Raw genomic sequence first — 22,840 nt, 5'->3', positions numbered from 1 at the left:
CGGATTCTTCATTGCGGTCAACTTTTTGAAACTTTTAATTTTCACACTCGCTAGAGAGTAAAAACTGAAAGCATCACAACTTGCAAGCAAGAAATCTTGATGCAAAAAGCAAAGCCTGTACCTTAGGAAAGAAAACGCCCAGCTGACATCAGCTGGGCGTTTCTTGCTGTAAGAGCCTGACAATGTCCTACTTTCACACGGGAATCCGCACTATCATCGGCGCTAAGTCGTTTCACTGTCCTGTTCGGGATGGGAAGGAGTGGTACCAACTTGCTATGGTCATCAGGCATAACTTGTTGACAACTTGTTCATGGAACAAGTCATCGAATTCATAGAGTAAATCAGCTTTTATTTAATGTCTTACTCTCTTGCGAGAGCAGTATTTTGAATGCGTCACTTGGGCATAACAACCTTGAATCTAATCAAAGTTATAGGGTCAAGTCGCACGAGCAATTAGTATCAGTTAGCTTAACGCATTACTGCGCTTCCACACCTGACCTATCAACGTCCTGGTCTTGAACGACTCTTTAGGGGGCTCAAGGCCCCGGCAGATCTAATCTTGAAACGAGTTTCCCGCTTAGATGCTTTCAGCGGTTATCTCTTCCGAACTTAGCTACTCGGCAATGCCACTGGCGTGACAACCGATACACCAGAGGTTCGTCCACTCCGGTCCTCTCGTACTAGGAGCAGGCTTCCTCAAATCTGCAGCGCCCACGGAAGATAGGGACCAAACTGTCTCACGACGTTTTAAACCCAGCTCACGTACCTCTTTAAATGGCGAACAGCCATACCCTTGGGACCGGCTACAGCCCCAGGATGAGATGAGCCGACATCGAGGTGCCAAACACCGCCGTCGATATGAACTCTTGGGCGGTATCAGCCTGTTATCCCCAGAGTACCTTTTATCCGTTGAGCGATGGCCCTTCCATACAGAACCACCGGATCACTATGTCCTGCTTTCGCATCTGCTCGACTTGTCAGTCTCGCAGTTAAGCACGCTTATGCCATTGCACTATCGTCACGATGTCCGACCGTAACTAGCGTACCTTCGAACTCCTCCGTTACACTTTGGGAGGAGACCGCCCCAGTCAAACTGCCTACCATGCACTGTCCCCGATCCAGATAATGGACCTAGGTTAGAACCTCAAACACACCAGGGTGGTATTTCAACGTTGGCTCCACCGAGACTAGCGTCCCGGCTTCAAAGCCTCCCACCTATCCTACACAGATCTGTTCAAAGTCCAATACAAAGCTACAGTAAAGGTTCATGGGGTCTTTCCGTCTTTCCGCGGGGAGATTGCATCATCACAAACATTTCAACTTCGCTGAGTCTCAGGAGGAGACAGTGTGGCCATCATTACTCCATTCGTGCAGGTCGGAACTTACCCGACAAGGAATTTCGCTACCTTAGGACCGTTATAGTTACGGCCGCCGTTTACTGGGACTTCAATCAAGAGCTTGCACCCCATCATTTAATCTTCCAGCACCGGGCAGGAGTCACACCCTATACGTCGACTTTCGTCTTAGCAGAGTGCTGTGTTTTTAATAAACAGTTGCAGCCACCGATTTTTTGCAGCCTCATTGGGCTCCCCAAGTAAATGGTTCACCTACTAAAGGCACACCTTCTTCCGAAGTTACGGTGTCAATTTGCCGAGTTCCTTCTCCTGAGTTCTCTCAAGCGCCTTAGAATACTCATCTCGCGCACCAGTGTCGGTTTGCGGTACGGTCGTGTGTAGCTGAAGCTTAGTGGCTTTTCCTGGAAGCAGGGTATCACTCACTTCGTCTGCAAGCAGACTCGTTATCACTCCTCATCTAAGCCCGGCGGATTTGCCTACCAGGCACGACTACAAGCTTGAACCAACATATCCAACAGTTGGCTGAGTTAACCTTCTCCGTCCCCACATCGCACTACACATCGGTACAGGAATATTGACCTGTTTCCCATCAGCTACGCATCTCTGCCTCGCCTTAGGGGCCGACTCACTCTACGCCGATGAACGTTGCGTAGAAAACCTTGCGCTTACGGCGAGGGGGCTTTTCACCCCCTTTAACGCTACTCATGTCAGCATTCGCACTTCTGATACCTCCAGCAGGGTTTACACCGCCACCTTCACAGGCCTACAGAACGCTCTCCTACCACGTGCAATAAATTGCACATCCGCAGCTTCGGTAACTGGCTTAGCCCCGTTACATCTTCCGCGCAGGACGACTCGATCAGTGAGCTATTACGCTTTCTTTAAATGATGGCTGCTTCTAAGCCAACATCCTGACTGTTATAGCCTTCCCACTTCGTTTCCCACTTAGCCAATTTTAGGGACCTTAGCTGGCGGTCTGGGTTGTTTCCCTCTTGAGTCCGGACGTTAGCACCCGGTGCTCTGTCTCCCAAGCTGTACTCGTCGGTATTCGGAGTTTGCATTGGTTTGGTAAGTCGCCATGACCCCCTAGCCAAAACAGTGCTCTACCCCCGACGGTAATACTTGAGGCACTACCTAAATAGTTTTCGGAGAGAACCAGCTATTTCCAAGTTTGTTTAGCCTTTCACCCCTATCCACAGCTCATCCGCTAGTTTTGCAACACTAGTCGGTTCGGACCTCCAGTGCGTGTTACCGCACCTTCATCCTGGCCATGGATAGATCACTTGGTTTCGGGTCTACACCCAGCGACTGAGACGCCCTATTCGGACTCGGTTTCCCTACGCCTTCCCTATTCGGTTAAGCTTGCCACTGAATGTAAGTCGCTGACCCATTATACAAAAGGTACGCAGTCACCCCTTTCGAGGCTCCTACTTTTTGTAAGCACACGGTTTCAGGATCTATTTCACTCCCCTCCCGGGGTTCTTTTCGCCTTTCCCTCACGGTACTAGTTCACTATCGGTCAATGATGAGTATTTAGCCTTGGAGGATGGTCCCCCCATATTCAGACAGGATTTCTCGTGTCCCGCCCTACTTTTCGTTAGCTTAGTATCACGAGTTTCTTTTGCATACGGGACTATCACCCGCTATGGTCAGCCTTTCCAGACTGTTCTGCTAAGAATCTCGCTATCACTAACAGGCTTCTCCGATTTCGCTCGCCACTACTTTCGGAATCTCGGTTGATGTCTTTTCCTCGAGCTACTGAGATGTTTCAGTTCACCCGGTTCGCCTCGCATACCTATGTATTCAGTATGCGATACCTTTCGGTGGGTTTCCCCATTCAGAAATCTCCGGATCAAAGCTAATTTGCCAGCTCCCCGAAGCTTATCGCAGGCTATCACGTCTTTCGTCGCCTATCATTGCCAAGGCATCCACCATGTGCTCTTATTCACTTGACCCTATAACTTTGATTTCTCAAAGAGATATACAAGGAATGTGTCTGGTCTTTCACCAAACGCGTTATGCCGTAATCTTCAAACGTGAAGTCTGAAGTTCATTTTGACGCAATCAAAATTTCTATTAAATGTCACTAGCGGCACGGTCTGCACTAAACCTTTACGAATGTGCAGTTTCCGCTAGCAACGCTGATTTAACTCTATGAATTTTTAAAGAACAGCCAATAATTGATATAAATCAATCAACACAAAGCATCCTTAAAAAAGATGCTTTGCATTAATTAAATACGTCCGAGATAAGTTGGTGGAGGATGACGGGATCGAACCGACGACCCCCTGCTTGCAAAGCAGGTGCTCTCCCAGCTGAGCTAATCCCCCAGGATTCAAAACCGCTTCAAACCTGATTTGGTGGGTCTGGTTGGACTCGAACCAACGACCCCCGCCTTATCAAGACGGTGCTCTAACCAGCTGAGCTACAGACCCTCTCAATTCCCTAAAGAACCTGAAGGCAGCACCAATTAGATTGATGACCAATGCTGTTGTTTAAGACAACAGCCGATAAGAATGGGCGTAAGAATTTGATTGCATATTTCCAGAAAGGAGGTGATCCAGCCGCACCTTCCGATACGGCTACCTTGTTACGACTTCACCCCAGTCACGAACCCTGCCGTGGTAATCGCCCTCCTTGCGGTTAGGCTAACTACTTCTGGCAGAACCCGCTCCCATGGTGTGACGGGCGGTGTGTACAAGACCCGGGAACGTATTCACCGCGACATTCTGATCCGCGATTACTAGCGATTCCGACTTCACGCAGTCGAGTTGCAGACTGCGATCCGGACTACGAATGGTTTTATGGGATTAGCTCCCCCTCGCGGGTTGGCAACCCTCTGTACCATCCATTGTATGACGTGTGTAGCCCTACCTATAAGGGCCATGAGGACTTGACGTCATCCCCACCTTCCTCCGGTTTGTCACCGGCAGTCTCATTAGAGTGCCCAACTAAATGTAGCAACTAATGACAAGGGTTGCGCTCGTTGCGGGACTTAACCCAACATCTCACGACACGAGCTGACGACAGCCATGCAGCACCTGTGTTACGGCTCTCTTTCGAGCACCAAGCCATCTCTGGCGAGTTCCGTACATGTCAAAGGTAGGTAAGGTTTTTCGCGTTGCATCGAATTAAACCACATCATCCACCGCTTGTGCGGGTCCCCGTCAATTCCTTTGAGTTTCAACCTTGCGGCCGTACTCCCCAGGCGGTCAACTTCACGCGTTAGCTTCGTTACTGAGTACTAATGCACCCAACAACCAGTTGACATCGTTTAGGGCGTGGACTACCAGGGTATCTAATCCTGTTTGCTCCCCACGCTTTCGTGCATGAGCGTCAGTACAGGTCCAGGGGATTGCCTTCGCCATCGGTGTTCCTCCGCATATCTACGCATTTCACTGCTACACGCGGAATTCCATCCCCCTCTACCGTACTCTAGCTCTACAGTCACAAATGCCATTCCCAGGTTGAGCCCGGGGATTTCACATCTGTCTTATAGAACCGCCTGCGCACGCTTTACGCCCAGTAATTCCGATTAACGCTCGCACCCTACGTATTACCGCGGCTGCTGGCACGTAGTTAGCCGGTGCTTATTCTTACGGTACCGTCATTAGCCCGCCGTATTAGGGCAGACCGTTTCGTTCCGTACAAAAGCAGTTTACAACCCGAAGGCCTTCTTCCTGCACGCGGCATTGCTGGATCAGGCTTTCGCCCATTGTCCAAAATTCCCCACTGCTGCCTCCCGTAGGAGTCTGGGCCGTGTCTCAGTCCCAGTGTGGCTGGTCGTTCTCTCAAACCAGCTACAGATCGTCGGCTTGGTGAGCTTTTACCTCACCAACAACCTAATCTGATATCAGCCGCTCCAATCGCGCGAGGTCTTGCGATCCCCCGCTTTCATCCTTAGATCGTATGCGGTATTAGCGTAAATTTCTCTACGTTATCCCCCACGACTGGGCACGTTCCGATATATTACTCACCCGTTCGCCACTCTCAAGTATTGCTACTCTACCGTTCGACTTGCATGTGTAAGGCATGCCGCCAGCGTTCAATCTGAGCCAGGATCAAACTCTTTAGTTTAATCACTGCAATAATTTTCAACTCCCCGCATTTGACTGCGAGAAGAAACTCATAAAAACGGAATTGAAGAGAAATCTTGACGATTTCACTTTTTCTATCTCCATGAGCGTTTAAGGTCAGAAGACCTGGTTACAAGTAACCTGGCAATCGCCTTCAAACGCCCATACTTATCGGCTGTAAATTTTTAATGATCCTGACTACTTTCTTGGCAGCTTGCTGCTTCGTTTTCATCGGTAGCTGTAATCAGCTGAGCCTCAAATTATATACCGGATTCTTCATTGCGGTCAACTTTTTGAAACTTTTAATTTTCACACTCGCTAGAGAGTAAAAACTGAAAGCATCACAACTTGCAAGCAAGAAATCTTGATGCAAAAAGCAAAGCCTGTACCTTAGGAAAGAAAACGCCCAGCTGACATCAGCTGGGCGTTTCTTGCTGTAAGAGCCTGACAATGTCCTACTTTCACACGGGAATCCGCACTATCATCGGCGCTAAGTCGTTTCACTGTCCTGTTCGGGATGGGAAGGAGTGGTACCAACTTGCTATGGTCATCAGGCATAACTTGTTGACAACTTGTTCATGGAACAAGTCATCGAATTCATAGAGTAAATCAGCTTTTATTTAATGTCTTACTCTCTTGCGAGAGCAGTATTTTGAATGCGTCACTTGGGCATAACAACCTTGAATCTAATCAAAGTTATAGGGTCAAGTCGCACGAGCAATTAGTATCAGTTAGCTTAACGCATTACTGCGCTTCCACACCTGACCTATCAACGTCCTGGTCTTGAACGACTCTTTAGGGGGCTCAAGGCCCCGGCAGATCTAATCTTGAAACGAGTTTCCCGCTTAGATGCTTTCAGCGGTTATCTCTTCCGAACTTAGCTACTCGGCAATGCCACTGGCGTGACAACCGATACACCAGAGGTTCGTCCACTCCGGTCCTCTCGTACTAGGAGCAGGCTTCCTCAAATCTGCAGCGCCCACGGAAGATAGGGACCAAACTGTCTCACGACGTTTTAAACCCAGCTCACGTACCTCTTTAAATGGCGAACAGCCATACCCTTGGGACCGGCTACAGCCCCAGGATGAGATGAGCCGACATCGAGGTGCCAAACACCGCCGTCGATATGAACTCTTGGGCGGTATCAGCCTGTTATCCCCAGAGTACCTTTTATCCGTTGAGCGATGGCCCTTCCATACAGAACCACCGGATCACTATGTCCTGCTTTCGCATCTGCTCGACTTGTCAGTCTCGCAGTTAAGCACGCTTATGCCATTGCACTATCGTCACGATGTCCGACCGTAACTAGCGTACCTTCGAACTCCTCCGTTACACTTTGGGAGGAGACCGCCCCAGTCAAACTGCCTACCATGCACTGTCCCCGATCCAGATAATGGACCTAGGTTAGAACCTCAAACACACCAGGGTGGTATTTCAACGTTGGCTCCACCGAGACTAGCGTCCCGGCTTCAAAGCCTCCCACCTATCCTACACAGATCTGTTCAAAGTCCAATACAAAGCTACAGTAAAGGTTCATGGGGTCTTTCCGTCTTTCCGCGGGGAGATTGCATCATCACAAACATTTCAACTTCGCTGAGTCTCAGGAGGAGACAGTGTGGCCATCATTACTCCATTCGTGCAGGTCGGAACTTACCCGACAAGGAATTTCGCTACCTTAGGACCGTTATAGTTACGGCCGCCGTTTACTGGGACTTCAATCAAGAGCTTGCACCCCATCATTTAATCTTCCAGCACCGGGCAGGAGTCACACCCTATACGTCGACTTTCGTCTTAGCAGAGTGCTGTGTTTTTAATAAACAGTTGCAGCCACCGATTTTTTGCAGCCTCATTGGGCTCCCCAAGTAAATGGTTCACCTACTAAAGGCACACCTTCTTCCGAAGTTACGGTGTCAATTTGCCGAGTTCCTTCTCCTGAGTTCTCTCAAGCGCCTTAGAATACTCATCTCGCGCACCAGTGTCGGTTTGCGGTACGGTCGTGTGTAGCTGAAGCTTAGTGGCTTTTCCTGGAAGCAGGGTATCACTCACTTCGTCTGCAAGCAGACTCGTTATCACTCCTCATCTAAGCCCGGCGGATTTGCCTACCAGGCACGACTACAAGCTTGAACCAACATATCCAACAGTTGGCTGAGTTAACCTTCTCCGTCCCCACATCGCACTACACATCGGTACAGGAATATTGACCTGTTTCCCATCAGCTACGCATCTCTGCCTCGCCTTAGGGGCCGACTCACTCTACGCCGATGAACGTTGCGTAGAAAACCTTGCGCTTACGGCGAGGGGGCTTTTCACCCCCTTTAACGCTACTCATGTCAGCATTCGCACTTCTGATACCTCCAGCAGGGTTTACACCGCCACCTTCACAGGCCTACAGAACGCTCTCCTACCACGTGCAATAAATTGCACATCCGCAGCTTCGGTAACTGGCTTAGCCCCGTTACATCTTCCGCGCAGGACGACTCGATCAGTGAGCTATTACGCTTTCTTTAAATGATGGCTGCTTCTAAGCCAACATCCTGACTGTTATAGCCTTCCCACTTCGTTTCCCACTTAGCCAATTTTAGGGACCTTAGCTGGCGGTCTGGGTTGTTTCCCTCTTGAGTCCGGACGTTAGCACCCGGTGCTCTGTCTCCCAAGCTGTACTCGTCGGTATTCGGAGTTTGCATTGGTTTGGTAAGTCGCCATGACCCCCTAGCCAAAACAGTGCTCTACCCCCGACGGTAATACTTGAGGCACTACCTAAATAGTTTTCGGAGAGAACCAGCTATTTCCAAGTTTGTTTAGCCTTTCACCCCTATCCACAGCTCATCCGCTAGTTTTGCAACACTAGTCGGTTCGGACCTCCAGTGCGTGTTACCGCACCTTCATCCTGGCCATGGATAGATCACTTGGTTTCGGGTCTACACCCAGCGACTGAGACGCCCTATTCGGACTCGGTTTCCCTACGCCTTCCCTATTCGGTTAAGCTTGCCACTGAATGTAAGTCGCTGACCCATTATACAAAAGGTACGCAGTCACCCCTTTCGAGGCTCCTACTTTTTGTAAGCACACGGTTTCAGGATCTATTTCACTCCCCTCCCGGGGTTCTTTTCGCCTTTCCCTCACGGTACTAGTTCACTATCGGTCAATGATGAGTATTTAGCCTTGGAGGATGGTCCCCCCATATTCAGACAGGATTTCTCGTGTCCCGCCCTACTTTTCGTTAGCTTAGTATCACGAGTTTCTTTTGCATACGGGACTATCACCCGCTATGGTCAGCCTTTCCAGACTGTTCTGCTAAGAATCTCGCTATCACTAACAGGCTTCTCCGATTTCGCTCGCCACTACTTTCGGAATCTCGGTTGATGTCTTTTCCTCGAGCTACTGAGATGTTTCAGTTCACCCGGTTCGCCTCGCATACCTATGTATTCAGTATGCGATACCTTTCGGTGGGTTTCCCCATTCAGAAATCTCCGGATCAAAGCTAATTTGCCAGCTCCCCGAAGCTTATCGCAGGCTATCACGTCTTTCGTCGCCTATCATTGCCAAGGCATCCACCATGTGCTCTTATTCACTTGACCCTATAACTTTGATTTCTCAAAGAGATATACAAGGAATGTGTCTGGTCTTTCACCAAACGCGTTATGCCGTAATCTTCAAACGTGAAGTCTGAAGTTCATTTTGACGCAATCAAAATTTCTATTAAATGTCACTAGCGGCACGGTCTGCACTAAACCTTTACGAATGTGCAGTTTCCGCTAGCAACGCTGATTTAACTCTATGAATTTTTAAAGAACAGCCAATAATTGATATAAATCAATCAACACAAAGCATCCTTAAAAAAGATGCTTTGCATTAATTAAATACGTCCGAGATAAGTTGGTGGAGGATGACGGGATCGAACCGACGACCCCCTGCTTGCAAAGCAGGTGCTCTCCCAGCTGAGCTAATCCCCCAGGATTCAAAACCGCTTCAAACCTGATTTGGTGGGTCTGGTTGGACTCGAACCAACGACCCCCGCCTTATCAAGACGGTGCTCTAACCAGCTGAGCTACAGACCCTCTCAATTCCCTAAAGAACCTGAAGGCAGCACCAATTAGATTGATGACCAATGCTGTTGTTTAAGACAACAGCCGATAAGAATGGGCGTAAGAATTTGATTGCATATTTCCAGAAAGGAGGTGATCCAGCCGCACCTTCCGATACGGCTACCTTGTTACGACTTCACCCCAGTCACGAACCCTGCCGTGGTAATCGCCCTCCTTGCGGTTAGGCTAACTACTTCTGGCAGAACCCGCTCCCATGGTGTGACGGGCGGTGTGTACAAGACCCGGGAACGTATTCACCGCGACATTCTGATCCGCGATTACTAGCGATTCCGACTTCACGCAGTCGAGTTGCAGACTGCGATCCGGACTACGAATGGTTTTATGGGATTAGCTCCCCCTCGCGGGTTGGCAACCCTCTGTACCATCCATTGTATGACGTGTGTAGCCCTACCTATAAGGGCCATGAGGACTTGACGTCATCCCCACCTTCCTCCGGTTTGTCACCGGCAGTCTCATTAGAGTGCCCAACTAAATGTAGCAACTAATGACAAGGGTTGCGCTCGTTGCGGGACTTAACCCAACATCTCACGACACGAGCTGACGACAGCCATGCAGCACCTGTGTTACGGCTCTCTTTCGAGCACCAAGCCATCTCTGGCGAGTTCCGTACATGTCAAAGGTAGGTAAGGTTTTTCGCGTTGCATCGAATTAAACCACATCATCCACCGCTTGTGCGGGTCCCCGTCAATTCCTTTGAGTTTCAACCTTGCGGCCGTACTCCCCAGGCGGTCAACTTCACGCGTTAGCTTCGTTACTGAGTACTAATGCACCCAACAACCAGTTGACATCGTTTAGGGCGTGGACTACCAGGGTATCTAATCCTGTTTGCTCCCCACGCTTTCGTGCATGAGCGTCAGTACAGGTCCAGGGGATTGCCTTCGCCATCGGTGTTCCTCCGCATATCTACGCATTTCACTGCTACACGCGGAATTCCATCCCCCTCTACCGTACTCTAGCTCTACAGTCACAAATGCCATTCCCAGGTTGAGCCCGGGGATTTCACATCTGTCTTATAGAACCGCCTGCGCACGCTTTACGCCCAGTAATTCCGATTAACGCTCGCACCCTACGTATTACCGCGGCTGCTGGCACGTAGTTAGCCGGTGCTTATTCTTACGGTACCGTCATTAGCCCGCCGTATTAGGGCAGACCGTTTCGTTCCGTACAAAAGCAGTTTACAACCCGAAGGCCTTCTTCCTGCACGCGGCATTGCTGGATCAGGCTTTCGCCCATTGTCCAAAATTCCCCACTGCTGCCTCCCGTAGGAGTCTGGGCCGTGTCTCAGTCCCAGTGTGGCTGGTCGTTCTCTCAAACCAGCTACAGATCGTCGGCTTGGTGAGCTTTTACCTCACCAACAACCTAATCTGATATCAGCCGCTCCAATCGCGCGAGGTCTTGCGATCCCCCGCTTTCATCCTTAGATCGTATGCGGTATTAGCGTAAATTTCTCTACGTTATCCCCCACGACTGGGCACGTTCCGATATATTACTCACCCGTTCGCCACTCTCAAGTATTGCTACTCTACCGTTCGACTTGCATGTGTAAGGCATGCCGCCAGCGTTCAATCTGAGCCAGGATCAAACTCTTTAGTTTAATCACTGCAATAATTTTCAACTCCCCGCATTTGACTGCGAGAAGAAACTCATAAAAACGGAATTGAAGAGAAATCTTGACGATTTCACTTTTTCTATCTCCATGAGCGTTTAAGGTCAGAAGACCTGGTTACAAGTAACCTGGCAATCGCCTTCAAACGCCCATACTTATCGGCTGTAAATTTTTAATGATCCTGACTACTTTCTTGGCAGCTTGCTGCTTCGTTTTCATCGGTAGCTGTAATCAGCTGAGCCTCAAATTATATACCGGATTCTTCATCGCGGTCAACAAAAAATTTACTTTTTTGCCGGCTTGCTGAGCACTTCGATTGCCTGATCTCACCCTTGGATTTGACCTTGACTTTCGCGTTTTCAGCAAGTCTGACTGTAATCAGTCGAGCCTTAGATTCTATACCGGTTTTTTCATTCCAGTCAAAACAAATTTTGAAATTTGCTTTGCTTCCAAGACCTTCTCCACAGAGGCCTGAACTTCATTGAAAAAGCCCTTCATCTGCTGAGCCGTTGACTATAGCATGGCTTGAGGACTCCCAGGCCGTGTCGCAGCAATACTTCTTGCTAAATCACGCGCAAAGGCAATGTGCGCAAGCGCTGGCCGGTGAGCGCAAACAGCGCATTGGCCACGGCAGGCGCCAGTGGTGGCACACCCGGCTCGCCGACACCACCGGGCGGCCGGGTGCTGGACACCAGATGGGTTTGCACCAGGGGTGTTTGCGCCAGCCGCAGCATCGGGTAGTCGGGGAAGTTCTTCTGCTGCACCACCCCTTCATGGATGTCCACCTTGCCGTACAGGGCCGCCGTCAATCCAAACACCACCGCACTTTCCATTTGTTGGGCGACGATGCCGGGGTTGACCACGGTGCCGCAGTCCATGGCGCAGACCACCCGGTGCACACGCACCTGACCGGCCAGCAGCGACGCCTCGGCCACCTGAGCGACGATGGCGCCAAATGACTCGTGCAAGGCAATCCCCCTAGCCTGACCTGCAGGCAGTTTGACGTCCCAGCCAGCTTTGGCTGCCGCCAGGTTCAGCACCGCCAGGTGGCGTGGGGCATCCTTGAGCAGTTGCCGGCGCAGGGCCAGCGGGTCCTGCTGTGTCTCAAAGGCCAGTTCGTCGATAAAGCTCTCCGAGAAGAAGGCATTGTGCGAATGCCCGACCGAGCGCCAGAACCCTACCGGCACACCTTTGCGGGTGGCCACATGCGACATGTGCTGGTTGGGAAAGCCATAAGGCAGGTCAAACAGGCCTTCGGCCGTGGTTTTGTCGGGGGTGTCGACAGGCCCGGCCAGCATGGGCAGGCCGCGCTCCATCCAGCGCGGGGTGATGGCGTCGCCGGCCGACTTGATGCGCAGGCTGCTCAACTGGCCCTGCGCATCGACCGCGGCACGCAACAAGGCCACGTGCATGGGCCGGTAAAAGTCATGGGTTGTGTCTTCTTCGCGCGACCAGATCAGTTGCACCGGCCGGCCGCCACAGTCCATGGCCACCCGCACCGCTTGGGCGACGTAGTCGACCTCCAGCCGGCGGCCAAAGCCGCCGCCCAGCAAGGTAACCGTGATGTGCACCTGGTCCACAGTCACCCCGGCGACACGCGCGGCGATGGCGGCCGCCATCTGCAGCACCTGCGTCGGCCCCCAGAGAAACACCTGGCCGTCCCGGACCTGCACCGTGCAATTCATGGGCTCCAGCGTGGCGTGTGCCAGATAAGGCGCGTGGTAGACCGCCTCGATCCGGCGGGTCGCACCGGCTTCGGCCTGGTCTACCGCGCCTTTCTCATAAAAGGTAAACCCGCCAGCATCGCTTTTGACGGCAGCTTCCAGCTCGCCCTCGATACGGCGGGAATCCAGGGCGCCGGCCGGGCGCTGGCGCCAGTCGACCGGCACGGCCTGCGCCGCCTGCTGGGCTTGCCACCAGCTTTTGCCAACCACGGCAAACCCGGCGGTTGAACCGGCATAAGCCGGCAATGCCACCAGCCGCTCCACCCCCGGCATGGCCAGCGCGGCATTGGCGGGCATGGCGCCCGGCGCGCCGCCCAGCATGGGACACAGGCGGATGGCGGCATAGACCATGCCGGGCAGCCGCACATCCAGTCCGAACTGGGCGCTGCCATCCACCTTGGCCGGGATATCCTTGCGCGGCGCACTTTGGCCGATCACGGTCCAGTCCTTGCGATCCTTGAGCGTGACCGTGCCCGGCGGTGTGGCGGCGGCAAACTTGGCCAGTTCACCATAGTGGGCGGATGGGCCCGAGGGATGCGACACCACGCCGTCCTGGACCGTGAGCTCTGCCACTGGCAGGCGCCACTGCAAGGAAGCCGCACCTAATAAAGAAGCACGCGCCGTGGCGGCGGCTGTACGCACCACCGTCCAGGCGTCGGCCACGCTGCTGGAGCCGCCGGTGGCATTGATGCCCAACTCACGCGCCAGCTTGCTGACCACCCACTCGCCGACCTCCACCTTGGCCGGCCGCCCCTCCATCTCGGACGGGTGAAAGGGCAGACTGGCCACCAGCATGGCGACATTGCCATATATCTTGTCGGCGCCGGCCTGCTCTATATAGATACGCGACAGCGGCAGGTCCAGCTCTTCGGCCGCCAGCATGGGCAGGGCGGTAGACACGCCCTGGCCCATCTCGCTGCGCGCCATGGCCAGCACCACCGAACCGTCGGGGCGTATCTTGATCCAGCCATTCAGGGCGATGTCGCCCTCGGCCGGCGGCCAAAGCCGCCCGGAACCAATGCGCGAGCGCGGCGGCAACACGCCCCAGCCGACGATCAAGGCGCCGGCGGCGCCTGCTGCACTGAATAACCAGGTGCGTCTTTTCATGGCCGGCGTTTCCCCGTGCTGCCGGGCCCCATGCCCGCCGCCCGCTTGATGGCGATACGAATCCGCTGGTAAGTGCCGCAGCGGCAAATATTGGTCATGGCCGCATCAATGTCGGCGTCTGAGGGTTTGGGCGTCTTTTCAAGCAAGGCTGCCGCCGCCATCAACATGCCGGACTGGCAATAACCGCATTGCGGCACCTGCTCGGCCACCCAGGCCTGCTGCAACACATGGGGTTTGCCGGGGGCGCCCAGTGCTTCTATGGTCTGGATACGTTTGCCGACCAGGGTCGCCGCCGGCACCACGCAGGACCGAACGGCCAACCCGTCCACCCGCACAGTGCAGGCGCCGCAGGCCGCCACACCGCAGCCAAACTTGGTGCCCGTCATATTCAGCAGGTCGCGCAGCACCCACAACAAGGGCATGGCGGGGTCCGCATCGACCTGCACGGCCTGGCCGTTGATGTGTAGTTCCATAAATCCTGGCTTCCGGGGTTGTCGGCAGGCACGGCCCGCTGCGGGTGTCCACTGCACTATAGCGAGCCGGGAACACTCTTAATAGCCCGGAAACCAGCATGCGAAACGGCGGACCCGGATAATCCCTAGCAACATGGCACTAATTACCCTTCTTGACGCCCAACTCGCTTTTGGGCACGTCGCACTGCTGGATCACGCAGATTTCGCCCTCGAAACCAACCAGCGCATAGGCCTGATCGGCCGCAACGGCACGGGCAAGTCCTCGCTGCTTAAAATCCTGGCCGGCATAGACAAGCCGGATGACGGCACCTTGCAGTTGCAGCAGAACCTGCGCATTGCCTACGTCCCGCAAGAGCCCAGCCTGGACCCGCACGCTACGGTTTTTGTAGCTGCCAGCGCAGGACTGGCCAGGACCAAACACGTGGTGGAGCAATATCTGGCGGCCGACGAACACACCGACCTGGACGCGCTGCAATCCGAAATCGAAGCCCTGGACGGCTGGACCTGGGAGCAGCGCGTCGAAGAAACCCTGCACCGCCTGCATCTGGACAAGGACGCCATCGTCGGTTCGCTGTCGGGCGGCACGAAAAAACGCGTGGCGCTGGCCCAGGCGCTGGTCGCCAAACCCGATGTCTTGCTGCTCGATGAGCCAACCAACCACCTGGACCTGGATTCGATTGCCTGGCTGGAGGAATTGCTGGTCAATTTCAACGGCAGCATCATCACCATCACCCATGACCGGGCCTTTCTGGACCAGGTCGCCACCGTCATCGTCGAGCTGGACCGCGGCAAGCTGCGGCCCTACCCCGGCAACTTTGCCCAGTATTTGATCCAGAAGGAAGAGCAGATGGCGCAGGAAGCCGTCATCTTCGCCAAGGCCGACAAACTGCTGGCGCAGGAGGAAATCTGGATCCGCAAGGGCGTGGAAGCGCGCCGCACCCGCAGCGTGGCCCGCATAGGCCGGCTCGAAGCCCTGCGTGAAGGCCGGGCGGCACGGCGCGACGCCGTGGGCCGCGTCAATCTGGACGTCTCCAGCGGCGACAAGAGCGGCAAGATCGTGGCCGAACTGACCGACGTGAGCAAAAGCTTTGGCCACCCGGGCAGCGAAAAAATCATCGTCAACAAGTTCAGCGCCACCCTGCTGCGCGGCGACAAGGTCGGCCTCTTGGGGCCCAACGGCGCGGGCAAAAGCACGCTGCTCAAACTCATTCTGGGCGAATTGCAGCCCGACGTCACCACGCCGCCCGGCAAGATTCGCCAGGGCGCGAATCTGCAGGTCGCCTATTTCGACCAGATGCGTGACGCGCTGGACCTGGACGCGACGCTGGAAGACTTCATCAGCCCGGGCAGCGAATGGGTCGAGATCAACGGCCAGAAAAAACACGTCAAAAGTTACCTGTCCGACTTTTTGTTCAGCCCCGAACGCGCCCGCTCGCCCGTGCGCAGCCTGAGCGGCGGCGAACGCAACCGCCTGCTGCTGGCGCGCCTGTTCGCCCGTCCGGCCAATGTGCTGGTGCTGGACGAGCCGACCAACGACCTGGACATCGACACCCTGGAACTGCTGGAAGACCTGCTGCAAAACTACGAAGGCACGGTGTTCCTGGTCAGCCACGACAGGCGTTTCCTGGACAACGTGGTGACCAGCACGATTGCCTACGAAGGCACGCCGGAAAATCCGGGCTTTTGGCGCGAATACGAAGGCGGCGTGACCGACTGGATCACGCAGTCGAAACGCGCGGCGCAGATCACCGGCAGCGGCAAAACAACCGCCCCGGCCACCAAAGTTGCAAGCAAAACCAGCCCCCAGCCCAGCAAGGACGGTCAGCAACCGCTATCAAAAAAGAAGCTAAGCTACAAGGAGCAGCGCGAACTCGACGGCCTGCCGGCGCTGATCCAGCAACTGGAGTCGCAGCAAAAAGCGATTGAGCAGGAGCTGTTTGACGGCACGATTTACGCCAGCAACGCCAAACGCGCGGCCGAACTCACGGCGCGCAATTCGAAAATTGAAGAAGAGTTGATGGCGGCGCTGCAGCGCTGGGAAACCTTGTCCAGCTGATCCGGCTCCCGCAGGCGCCGCCCGGTCGGGCCAGGCGCCTACGCACTTCTACGAAGGTGTCGGGCCAGGAAGCCCCCTTGGCGTCAGCGGCTTAGGCTAAAGTGGCTGAACGCTTCAAAGTTGCTTCATGCCCCTTCGCCCGCCGTCTTTTGTTCGCCTCTTGCCTTTTGTCTGGCGCTGGGCCGCCTTGCTGATGCTGGGGGTCTGGCTCAGCGGCTGTGCCTCCCTGCCCAGCGAGGTGGACAGACCGGTCTCGACGGCACTGACCAATCCGGCGGAAACCCGGCTCGGGCAACTGGTCGAGGCACGTGCCGCGCAGGCCGGTACCCGCAACGACTCGGGTTTTGCGCTGGTCAGCAATGCCGAACTGGCTTTTACCAGCCGCATGGCACTGATCAACGCGGCCCAGAAGACGCTGGACATCCAGTATTACGCGATTCACGCGGATGAAACCACAGACCGCATGTTCGACGCCCTGCGTGCGGCGGCGACACGCGGCGTGCGTATCCGCATCCTGCTCGACGACTTCAACACCACCGGCAAAAACGCCCAGGTGCTGAAACTGGCGTTTGTGCCAAACATCGAGTTGCGCCTGTTCAACCCCCTGCCGGGCGGGCGCGGCTCGGTGTTTTTCCGCATCCTGGCTTCACTCAAGGACGTGGCCCGCATCCAGCGGCGCATGCACAACAAGACCTTCATCGCCGACAACGCGGTCGCCATCACCGGTGGGCGCAACCTCGGCGAAACCTATTTCGGCCAGGGCCAGGAGACCAACTTCATCGACGCCGACGTGCTCTCCGCCGGCCGCATCACCCGCGAGTTGTCGCAAAGTTTCGACCAGTACTGGAACAACCCGCTGGCCTACCCGGTGCAGTCGCTGTTGACGGCCGGGGAAATCGAGGCGCTCAAGCCCACCGCGCCGCTGGCAACGGCCTCCGCCGACGGCCTGGCGGCGCCCAGTCCCGCTGGCGTGGCCGATCCGACCAAGCGGGAAGTGCGCACCACCACCGCGCCCAATGGCACCGTCACCGCGATCGCCCCCCTGCCCGACACCACCCGCCTGTCGCAACTGCCCTGGATCTGGGCATCGTCGGTGTTGCTCGCCGACAAGCCGTCCAAAATTGCCGCCGATGCCGATGACGTGCGGGAAGCGCAGGACACCGCCGTCGACGGCCTGTTGCAGCTGATGTCGCAGGCCAGCAGCGACCTGCTGATCGTTTCGCCCTACTTCGTGCCGGGCCGGCGCATGATGACGCAACTTGCCGCGATCCGGCAAAAAGGCGTGCGTATCCGGGTCTTGACCAACTCGCTGGCCTCCAACGACGCCCCGGCCGCCCACGTCGGTTACGCGCGTTACCGCAAGGAACTGCTGGCCCTGGGCATAGAGATTTACGAAATGCGCGCCGAGCAGCAAGGCACACTCAGCAGCATCAGCGGGCTGGGCAGTTCCGGCTCGGGCGGCGGCTCGCGTGCCAGCCTGCACGCCAAGGTGGTGGTGCAGGACAAGCGCCTGCTGGTGGTCGGGTCCCTGAACCTGGACCTGCGTTCGCAACTGCAAAACACCGAGGTGGCGCTGATCATCCGCAGCCGCAAACTCTCCGCCGACGCCACCCGGCTGATTGAGCTGGCCTTGAGTTCCGGCGCCTACAAGGTCGAACTGCAAACGGACGGCCAGCTGATCTGGCGCGCCCCGCAGGGCTCGGGCCTGGCCGACACCAGCATCGAGCCCGACGCCAGCCTGGGGCTGAAACTGATGCTCAAGCTGCTCGGTCCTTTTGCGCCTGACGAAATGCTTTGAGCGGCGCGAAGCCCCGCAGCGCTCCAAGCTCGCTGGGCCGGCCGGCAGCCGAAAAAGTCCTTGTTGATCGGCCGGACTTGCCCAACAATGGCCTGCCTCAACCCGGCTACACCATGCGCCTGAACACACCCTTGAAAATAAGCGCGCTCGCCTTGTTGCTGGTGGGCGGTCTGCTGGCCCTGTACGCCGGACTGTTCGGGCTGCCCTGGCCGTCCCGTTTCGAACTGGCCTGGGACGAGGAAGTGCAATTGCACGACGCCCGCATCATTCACGTGCACATCAAGCGCAGCTATGAAAGCCGCCAGTGGCTGTCGCGCCGGGACGGCATACGCCGCGCGACCGACATCAGCTTTGACGCCGGCCCGCCCTTCGGACTCTTCAGCGCCCGCTTTCAGCCCGAAGACATCGCCTTGATCGACCAGAAAGACGATGTCTGGTATTTCGTCCTGGTCCGGCCTGCCGGCACCAAACACGCCGGGCAAGCGCCTTTTCTGAAGCTCGCCCCCGGCGGGCAACTGCAAGAGGCAGGCCGTGAAGAAACCCTGCCTGCCGAATTCACGCACTGGAATGTGATGCCAGATACGCCCAACCCCGAGCTGGTCGCGGCCTTCAACCACACCCAGCTCCGGCTCGCCGACAAGCTGCGCCACTGGGCCGCTTATCCCCGCGACGGCAACGATGTGATGCGGCTGAGGCCAAAAACCTAGCGCCATCCCGCCACAGAAATCGCTACCAAATCAGTAGCTGTCTACGCTGATAGGTAAAGGACTAGAGGCCTGAATGACCAACAAACCCAAGTCAAACCTCACTCCGGCTCAATCCCCGCCGCCTTGATGATTTTTCCCCACTTCAGGGTCTCGGCCGCCTGGAACTTGCGCAACTCCTCCGGGTTGCTGGTGAACACCTCGGTGCCGCTGGCCTGGTAAAAAGGCGCAGCCGAGCTGCTGCGTGCGGCCCTGGCCAGGATGTCACCCAGCTTGGTCGCCACATCGGCGGGTGTGCCGGCCGGCGCGTAGGCCGCAAACCAGTAAGTCATTTCATAACCCTTGACGCCGGCCTCGGCAATCGTCGGCACCTCGGGCGCCAGCGGCGAACGCTGGCGCGTTGACACCCCCAGTGCCTTGAGCTTGCCGGCCTTGACCTGCGGCAGGCCGGTGGTCATGTCGGTGATCATCATGTCGATCTGGCCGCCCAGCAGGTCGGTCACGGCCGGCGGGTTGCTTTTGTAGGGAATGTTCAGGATGTAGGTGCCTGTCATCTGTTTGAACTGTTCGCCCGCCACACGGCTGGACGAACTGCCGCTGCCAAAGGACAACTTGCCGGGTTTGGATTTGGCCAGCGCGATAAATTCGCTGACGTTGTTGACCGGCAGCGCGGGATTCACCACCATGATCTGGCCGCCGCGGCCCAGCGCGGTGAGCGGCGTGAAGTCCTTCACCGGGTCATACGGCAGTTTTTTGAACAGGTGTTCGTTGGCGGCCTGCGTGGTGTTGGTGGTGATGAACACGGTGTAGCCGTCGGGCTTGGCCTTGGCCGCCACCTGCGCACCGATGAAGCTGTTGGCTCCGGGCTTGTTGTCGACCACGACGCTGACCTTGATGTCCTGGGTCACGGCCTGGCCGATGGCACGTGCGAGCTGGTCGGTGGCGCTGCCGGCGGCAAAAGGCACAACAAACGTGATGGTTTTGTCAGGGAAGCCCTGGGCCTGCGCCAGCAGGGGCGCCAGCGCACAGAGGCTGGCCACAGCCAGCATGACGGGACGGATGCGGGCAGTCATTGTGGGGTTCATATTGTCTCCTTCTCGTTAAGAATCAATCAGACACAGGCCCCGCCAGCAAGGCGGTCAGCGTCACGGGAATCTGGATCGGCAAATCCAGCAGCCAAAACGACAGCGCCTTGCCGTGCGTATCGAGGTTGAGCGCGTCGTTGACGCCGCCATCAAGCACCTCGTCGAGCACAAAATTCATGGCGTGCAGCAGCGGCAACTCAAAGCGCTGGACGCGGCTGGGCCGTCGGTGCGCAAAGTGCTGCGCCACCGCCGCTTCCGTCACTTGCGCGAGCAGCACAGGGTAGAGCTCGGCATGCCAGGCAATCACGCTGATGTTGGAGCGGTTGCCTTTGTCGCCGGTGCGGCCGTGGGCGGCGCGATACAGCGGCACGGTGATGGTGGCGGTGTTCATGGCCAATCCTCCAGCATCTCAAAATGTACAGTCACGGCGTCACGTGGCACCAGGCAGGACAAGGTATTGAGCCGCGGCGTCAAGCTGGTGCGCACACCACCGCCGCCGGCCGGACCGCAGGTATACAACGCCATGACCTCTCTGGCCAGACGTTCGGCCTGCGTCCGCTCGGCGTGGGTCGCGGCGACCCGCAGACGCACATCACGCGCATCACCGGCGGCGGTCGTGGCCAGCAGGCGGCCACCATCGTCGCCCATGATGCTGAGCGCACCGATCAGGTCCACACGCAGACTCAAGCCCGGCAGGCGTTGACACAAGACCTCGGCGGCCAGGCGGGCTCGGGCTTCGGCGCGCGGGCCGGCATAAGAAATTTCACCTTCGGCCAGCCAGCCACCTTCGTGGCAGACATTCACCTTCAAGCGGGTGGGCCGCGCATGACCCCGCACACCGCTCAAGGCCACACGGTCGGTCGCCACTTGCGCGAGCCGGGCTGCGCTGATATCCGCCACCACATCGGGCGTCAGGTAGGCGGCCGGGTCATGCACTTCGTATAACAGCTGCTCTTTGACGCTGGCCAGGCTGACCAGGCCGCCGGTGTGCGCCGCCTTGCCGATGACGCAGTCGCCGTCGCTGTTGATTTCGGCAATCGGGTAACCCACCGCGTGTAAGTCGGGCACGTCTTTGTAGCCGGGGTCGGCAAAATAACCGCCGCAGACCTGGGCGCCACATTCGAGCAAATGCCCTGCCATGGTGGCGCGCGCCAGCCGGTCCCAGTCGTCGGCACGCCAGCCGAAATGCGACATCGCCGGACCCACCGTCAGCGAGGGATCGGCCACACGCCCCGCGACCACAATCTGCGCGCCGGCGTCCAGCGCGGCGGCAATCGCTTCGGCGCCTATGTAGGCGTTGGCGCTGACCAGTTGCAGACCGTCCATGGCGCTGCCCAGTTGTTCGCGCAGCAAGGCGCGGTGTGACGCACCCGACAGGTCATCGCCGCCAACCACGGCAATACGCGGCGCGGGCAGGCCCAGCGCCTGGGCCATGGCGCGGATCAAGCGCGCCGCGGCCAGCGGGTTGGCCGCGCCAAAGTTGCTGACGATGCGAATATTGTGCTGCAGGCAACGCGCCAGCACGGGCCGCAACATGTCGTCCAGCAGCGGCTCAAAGCCGGCATCGGGGTCGGCTCGCCGGCGCAGCTGCGCCAGCGCCAAAGTGCGTTCGGCCAGGGTTTCAAAAATCAAAAAGGCTGGCCCACCGCGCGCGATCAGCGTGTCCACCACGGCGCTCGCCGCATCCACCCGGTCGCCGGAAAATCCGGCGGCGCAGCCTATCAGCAAAGGGGACGTTGTGGCGTGGGTCATGGGGCGGGTGTTCAAGTCGTCGAATCTAGGCTGGTCGCCGCTATTTGTAAAATCGAAAATTCGTATGGATTCACTTGAAAGTCAAATCAATTGGCCAACCCCAATCTTTCCACCCGGCAGCTGCGTGCCTTTCTGGCGCTGGCCGAGCAGCGCAGCTTCACCCGCGCCGCCACTGCCTGCCATTTGTCGCAACCGGCTTTCAGCGCGCTGATACGCACGCTGGAAAACGAACTCAACACCCGGCTGTTTGACCGCGACACCCGCAGCGTGCAACTGACGGCCGAAGGGCGTTTGTTTGAAACCTCGGCGCGTCAGCTGATCGGCGACTTCAACACCGCCGTCAAGGACCTGGGTGACCATGTCGAACGCCGCAAAGGCCGCGTGCATGTGGCGGCCCTGCCCTCGCTGGCAGCGGGCTGGCTGCCGGCGATTTTTTCCGAGTTTAAAAAGACTTCACCCGGCATCGAGTTGAAGCTCAGCGACCAATTGTCAGATCCCTGCATAGATCTGGTGCGCAGCGGTCAGGCCGACTTTGCCCTGGCCTCTACCGGTGCCAGCCAGGCCGGCCTGGCCGCGCAACTTTTGTGCACCGACAAGTTTTACCTGGTGTGCCGCAAAGACCACCCGCTGGCGAATGAAAAAGTATTGACCCTGAAGAAGCTGGCGCCCTACCCTTTTATCCACATGTCACGCAACAGCAGCGTACGCCAGGCGCTGGACGCCGCCTTGCATCCGCTGCAAACCAACACCTTGCTTGAAGTGGATCAGCTGGCGACGGTGACAGGCATGGTGGACGCCGGCCTGGGCATCAGCGTGGTGCCGGCACTCACGCTGTTTCACTTCGAACGCAAAAGCCTGGTCACCCGGCCTTTGGCCATCCCCAACCTGACACGCAAGATTTATGTGGTGCGCAGGCAGGAAGGCAGCCTGTCGGTGGCCGCCCAGGCTTTGCATGATCTGATCGTGCGGCGCATGAAGCGCTGACCTCGCTCGCTACG

General features: G+C 56.7%; 9 protein-coding genes, 4 tRNA genes and 6 rRNA genes. 4 read left to right on the top strand and 15 right to left on the bottom strand.

Translation table 11 applies throughout. From position 1 onward, the window contains the following. Nucleotides 1-174: 174 nt before the first annotated feature. The 12 genes from rrf (ACHMXK_RS21630) to ACHMXK_RS21575 all read right to left on the bottom strand — a co-directional run bounded on the left by rrf (ACHMXK_RS21630) (nucleotide 175) and on the right by ACHMXK_RS21575 (nucleotide 14,447). Nucleotides 175-287: ribosomal RNA gene (rrf, locus tag ACHMXK_RS21630) — 5S ribosomal RNA — on the bottom strand. A 145-nt stretch (nucleotides 288-432) separates the two neighbouring features. Next, nucleotides 433-3,310: ribosomal RNA gene (locus tag ACHMXK_RS21625) — 23S ribosomal RNA — on the bottom strand. A 299-nt stretch (nucleotides 3,311-3,609) separates the two neighbouring features. Further along, nucleotides 3,610-3,685: transfer RNA gene (locus ACHMXK_RS21620), tRNA-Ala, on the bottom strand. Nucleotides 3,686-3,713: 28 nt separating this feature from the next. Continuing rightward, nucleotides 3,714-3,790, bottom strand: a tRNA-Ile gene (locus tag ACHMXK_RS21615). Nucleotides 3,791-3,903: 113 nt separating this feature from the next. Continuing rightward, nucleotides 3,904-5,432: ribosomal RNA gene (locus ACHMXK_RS21610) — 16S ribosomal RNA — on the bottom strand. A 441-nt stretch (nucleotides 5,433-5,873) separates the two neighbouring features. Continuing rightward, nucleotides 5,874-5,986, bottom strand: a 5S ribosomal RNA gene (gene rrf / locus ACHMXK_RS21605). Nucleotides 5,987-6,131: 145 nt separating this feature from the next. Next, nucleotides 6,132-9,009, bottom strand: a 23S ribosomal RNA gene (locus tag ACHMXK_RS21600). 299 nt (nucleotides 9,010-9,308) lie between these two features. After that, a tRNA-Ala gene (locus ACHMXK_RS21595) sits at nucleotides 9,309-9,384 on the bottom strand. Between the two features lie 28 nt (nucleotides 9,385-9,412). Further along, nucleotides 9,413-9,489 (bottom strand) — tRNA-Ile (locus ACHMXK_RS21590). Between the two features lie 113 nt (nucleotides 9,490-9,602). Continuing rightward, nucleotides 9,603-11,131: ribosomal RNA gene (locus ACHMXK_RS21585) — 16S ribosomal RNA — on the bottom strand. Together the 16S, 23S and 5S rRNA genes with 4 tRNA genes alongside form the textbook arrangement of a ribosomal RNA operon. A gap of 575 nt (nucleotides 11,132-11,706) precedes the next feature. Next, nucleotides 11,707-13,974, bottom strand: coding sequence for a molybdopterin cofactor-binding domain-containing protein (locus ACHMXK_RS21580; protein WP_397442738.1), 2,268 nt, complete (start codon nucleotides 13,972-13,974; stop codon nucleotides 11,707-11,709). Continuing rightward, nucleotides 13,971-14,447 carry a (2Fe-2S)-binding protein gene (locus ACHMXK_RS21575; RefSeq protein WP_397442737.1) on the bottom strand — a complete coding sequence of 159 codons (477 nt, stop codon included), beginning with the start codon at nucleotides 14,445-14,447 and terminating at the stop codon, nucleotides 13,971-13,973. Before ACHMXK_RS21575 ends, ACHMXK_RS21580 begins: the two co-directional genes overlap by 4 nt. Nucleotides 14,448-14,580: 133 nt before the next feature. Here ACHMXK_RS21575 and ACHMXK_RS21570 point away from each other — a divergent pair, with 133 nt between their 5' ends. The 3 genes from ACHMXK_RS21570 (at nucleotide 14,581) to ACHMXK_RS21560 (ending at nucleotide 19,008) form a co-directional block, all read left to right on the top strand. Next, nucleotides 14,581-16,503 (top strand): ATP-binding cassette domain-containing protein, encoded by a 1,923-nt coding sequence (locus tag ACHMXK_RS21570; protein ID WP_397442736.1) that lies wholly within the window; start codon nucleotides 14,581-14,583, stop codon nucleotides 16,501-16,503. A 127-nt stretch (nucleotides 16,504-16,630) separates the two neighbouring features. After that, nucleotides 16,631-18,301 (top strand): phospholipase D family protein, encoded by a 1,671-nt coding sequence (locus ACHMXK_RS21565; protein ID WP_397442735.1) that lies wholly within the window; start codon nucleotides 16,631-16,633, stop codon nucleotides 18,299-18,301. After that, entirely contained in the window at nucleotides 18,298-19,008 is a 711-nt protein-coding gene (locus ACHMXK_RS21560; protein WP_397442734.1) for a hypothetical protein, read from the top strand. The genes ACHMXK_RS21565 and ACHMXK_RS21560 overlap by 4 nt, the downstream gene beginning before the upstream one ends. Nucleotides 19,009-19,106: 98 nt before the next feature. On the opposite strand, the gene ACHMXK_RS21555 is transcribed toward ACHMXK_RS21560, so the two are convergent. From ACHMXK_RS21555 to ACHMXK_RS21545, 3 genes are read right to left on the bottom strand one after another with little or no spacing between them, the layout of a single operon-like run. Then, the gene (locus ACHMXK_RS21555; RefSeq protein ID WP_397442745.1) at nucleotides 19,107-20,078 is read right to left on the bottom strand and encodes a Bug family tripartite tricarboxylate transporter substrate binding protein; all 972 of its coding nucleotides are present in this window, start codon (nucleotides 20,076-20,078) and stop codon (nucleotides 19,107-19,109) included. 34 nt (nucleotides 20,079-20,112) lie between these two features. Then, nucleotides 20,113-20,481 (bottom strand): hypothetical protein, encoded by a 369-nt coding sequence (locus ACHMXK_RS21550; RefSeq protein WP_397442733.1) that lies wholly within the window; start codon nucleotides 20,479-20,481, stop codon nucleotides 20,113-20,115. Next, complete coding sequence (locus ACHMXK_RS21545; RefSeq protein WP_397442732.1) at nucleotides 20,478-21,842, bottom strand: acyclic terpene utilization AtuA family protein; 1,365 nt, start codon at nucleotides 21,840-21,842, stop codon at nucleotides 20,478-20,480. The genes ACHMXK_RS21550 and ACHMXK_RS21545 overlap by 4 nt, the downstream gene beginning before the upstream one ends. A gap of 90 nt (nucleotides 21,843-21,932) precedes the next feature. Here ACHMXK_RS21545 and ACHMXK_RS21540 point away from each other — a divergent pair, with 90 nt between their 5' ends. Then, entirely contained in the window at nucleotides 21,933-22,826 is an 894-nt protein-coding gene (locus ACHMXK_RS21540; protein ID WP_397442731.1) for a LysR family transcriptional regulator, read from the top strand. Nucleotides 22,827-22,840 lie beyond the last annotated feature (14 nt).

It is taken from the genome of Polaromonas sp. UC242_47 (assembly GCF_044452385.1).
Lineage (GTDB): Bacteria > Pseudomonadota > Gammaproteobacteria > Burkholderiales > Burkholderiaceae_C > Polaromonas.
Note: the sequence above shows the minus strand (reverse complement) of the source record. Positions and strands in the feature narration are given on the sequence as shown.

Coding starts and splice junctions, on each gene's coding strand:
- ACHMXK_RS21570 (WP_397442736.1), top strand. CDS start 14,581: ATGGCACTAATTACCCTTCTTGACGCCCAACTCGCTTTTGGGCACGTC.
- ACHMXK_RS21575 (WP_397442737.1), bottom strand. CDS start 14,447: ATGGAACTACACATCAACGGCCAGGCCGTGCAGGTCGATGCGGACCCC.
- ACHMXK_RS21555 (WP_397442745.1), bottom strand. CDS start 20,078: ATGACTGCCCGCATCCGTCCCGTCATGCTGGCTGTGGCCAGCCTCTGT.
- ACHMXK_RS21550 (WP_397442733.1), bottom strand. CDS start 20,481: ATGAACACCGCCACCATCACCGTGCCGCTGTATCGCGCCGCCCACGGC.
- ACHMXK_RS21545 (WP_397442732.1), bottom strand. CDS start 21,842: ATGACCCACGCCACAACGTCCCCTTTGCTGATAGGCTGCGCCGCCGGA.
- ACHMXK_RS21580 (WP_397442738.1), bottom strand. CDS start 13,974: ATGAAAAGACGCACCTGGTTATTCAGTGCAGCAGGCGCCGCCGGCGCC.
- ACHMXK_RS21565 (WP_397442735.1), top strand. CDS start 16,631: ATGCCCCTTCGCCCGCCGTCTTTTGTTCGCCTCTTGCCTTTTGTCTGG.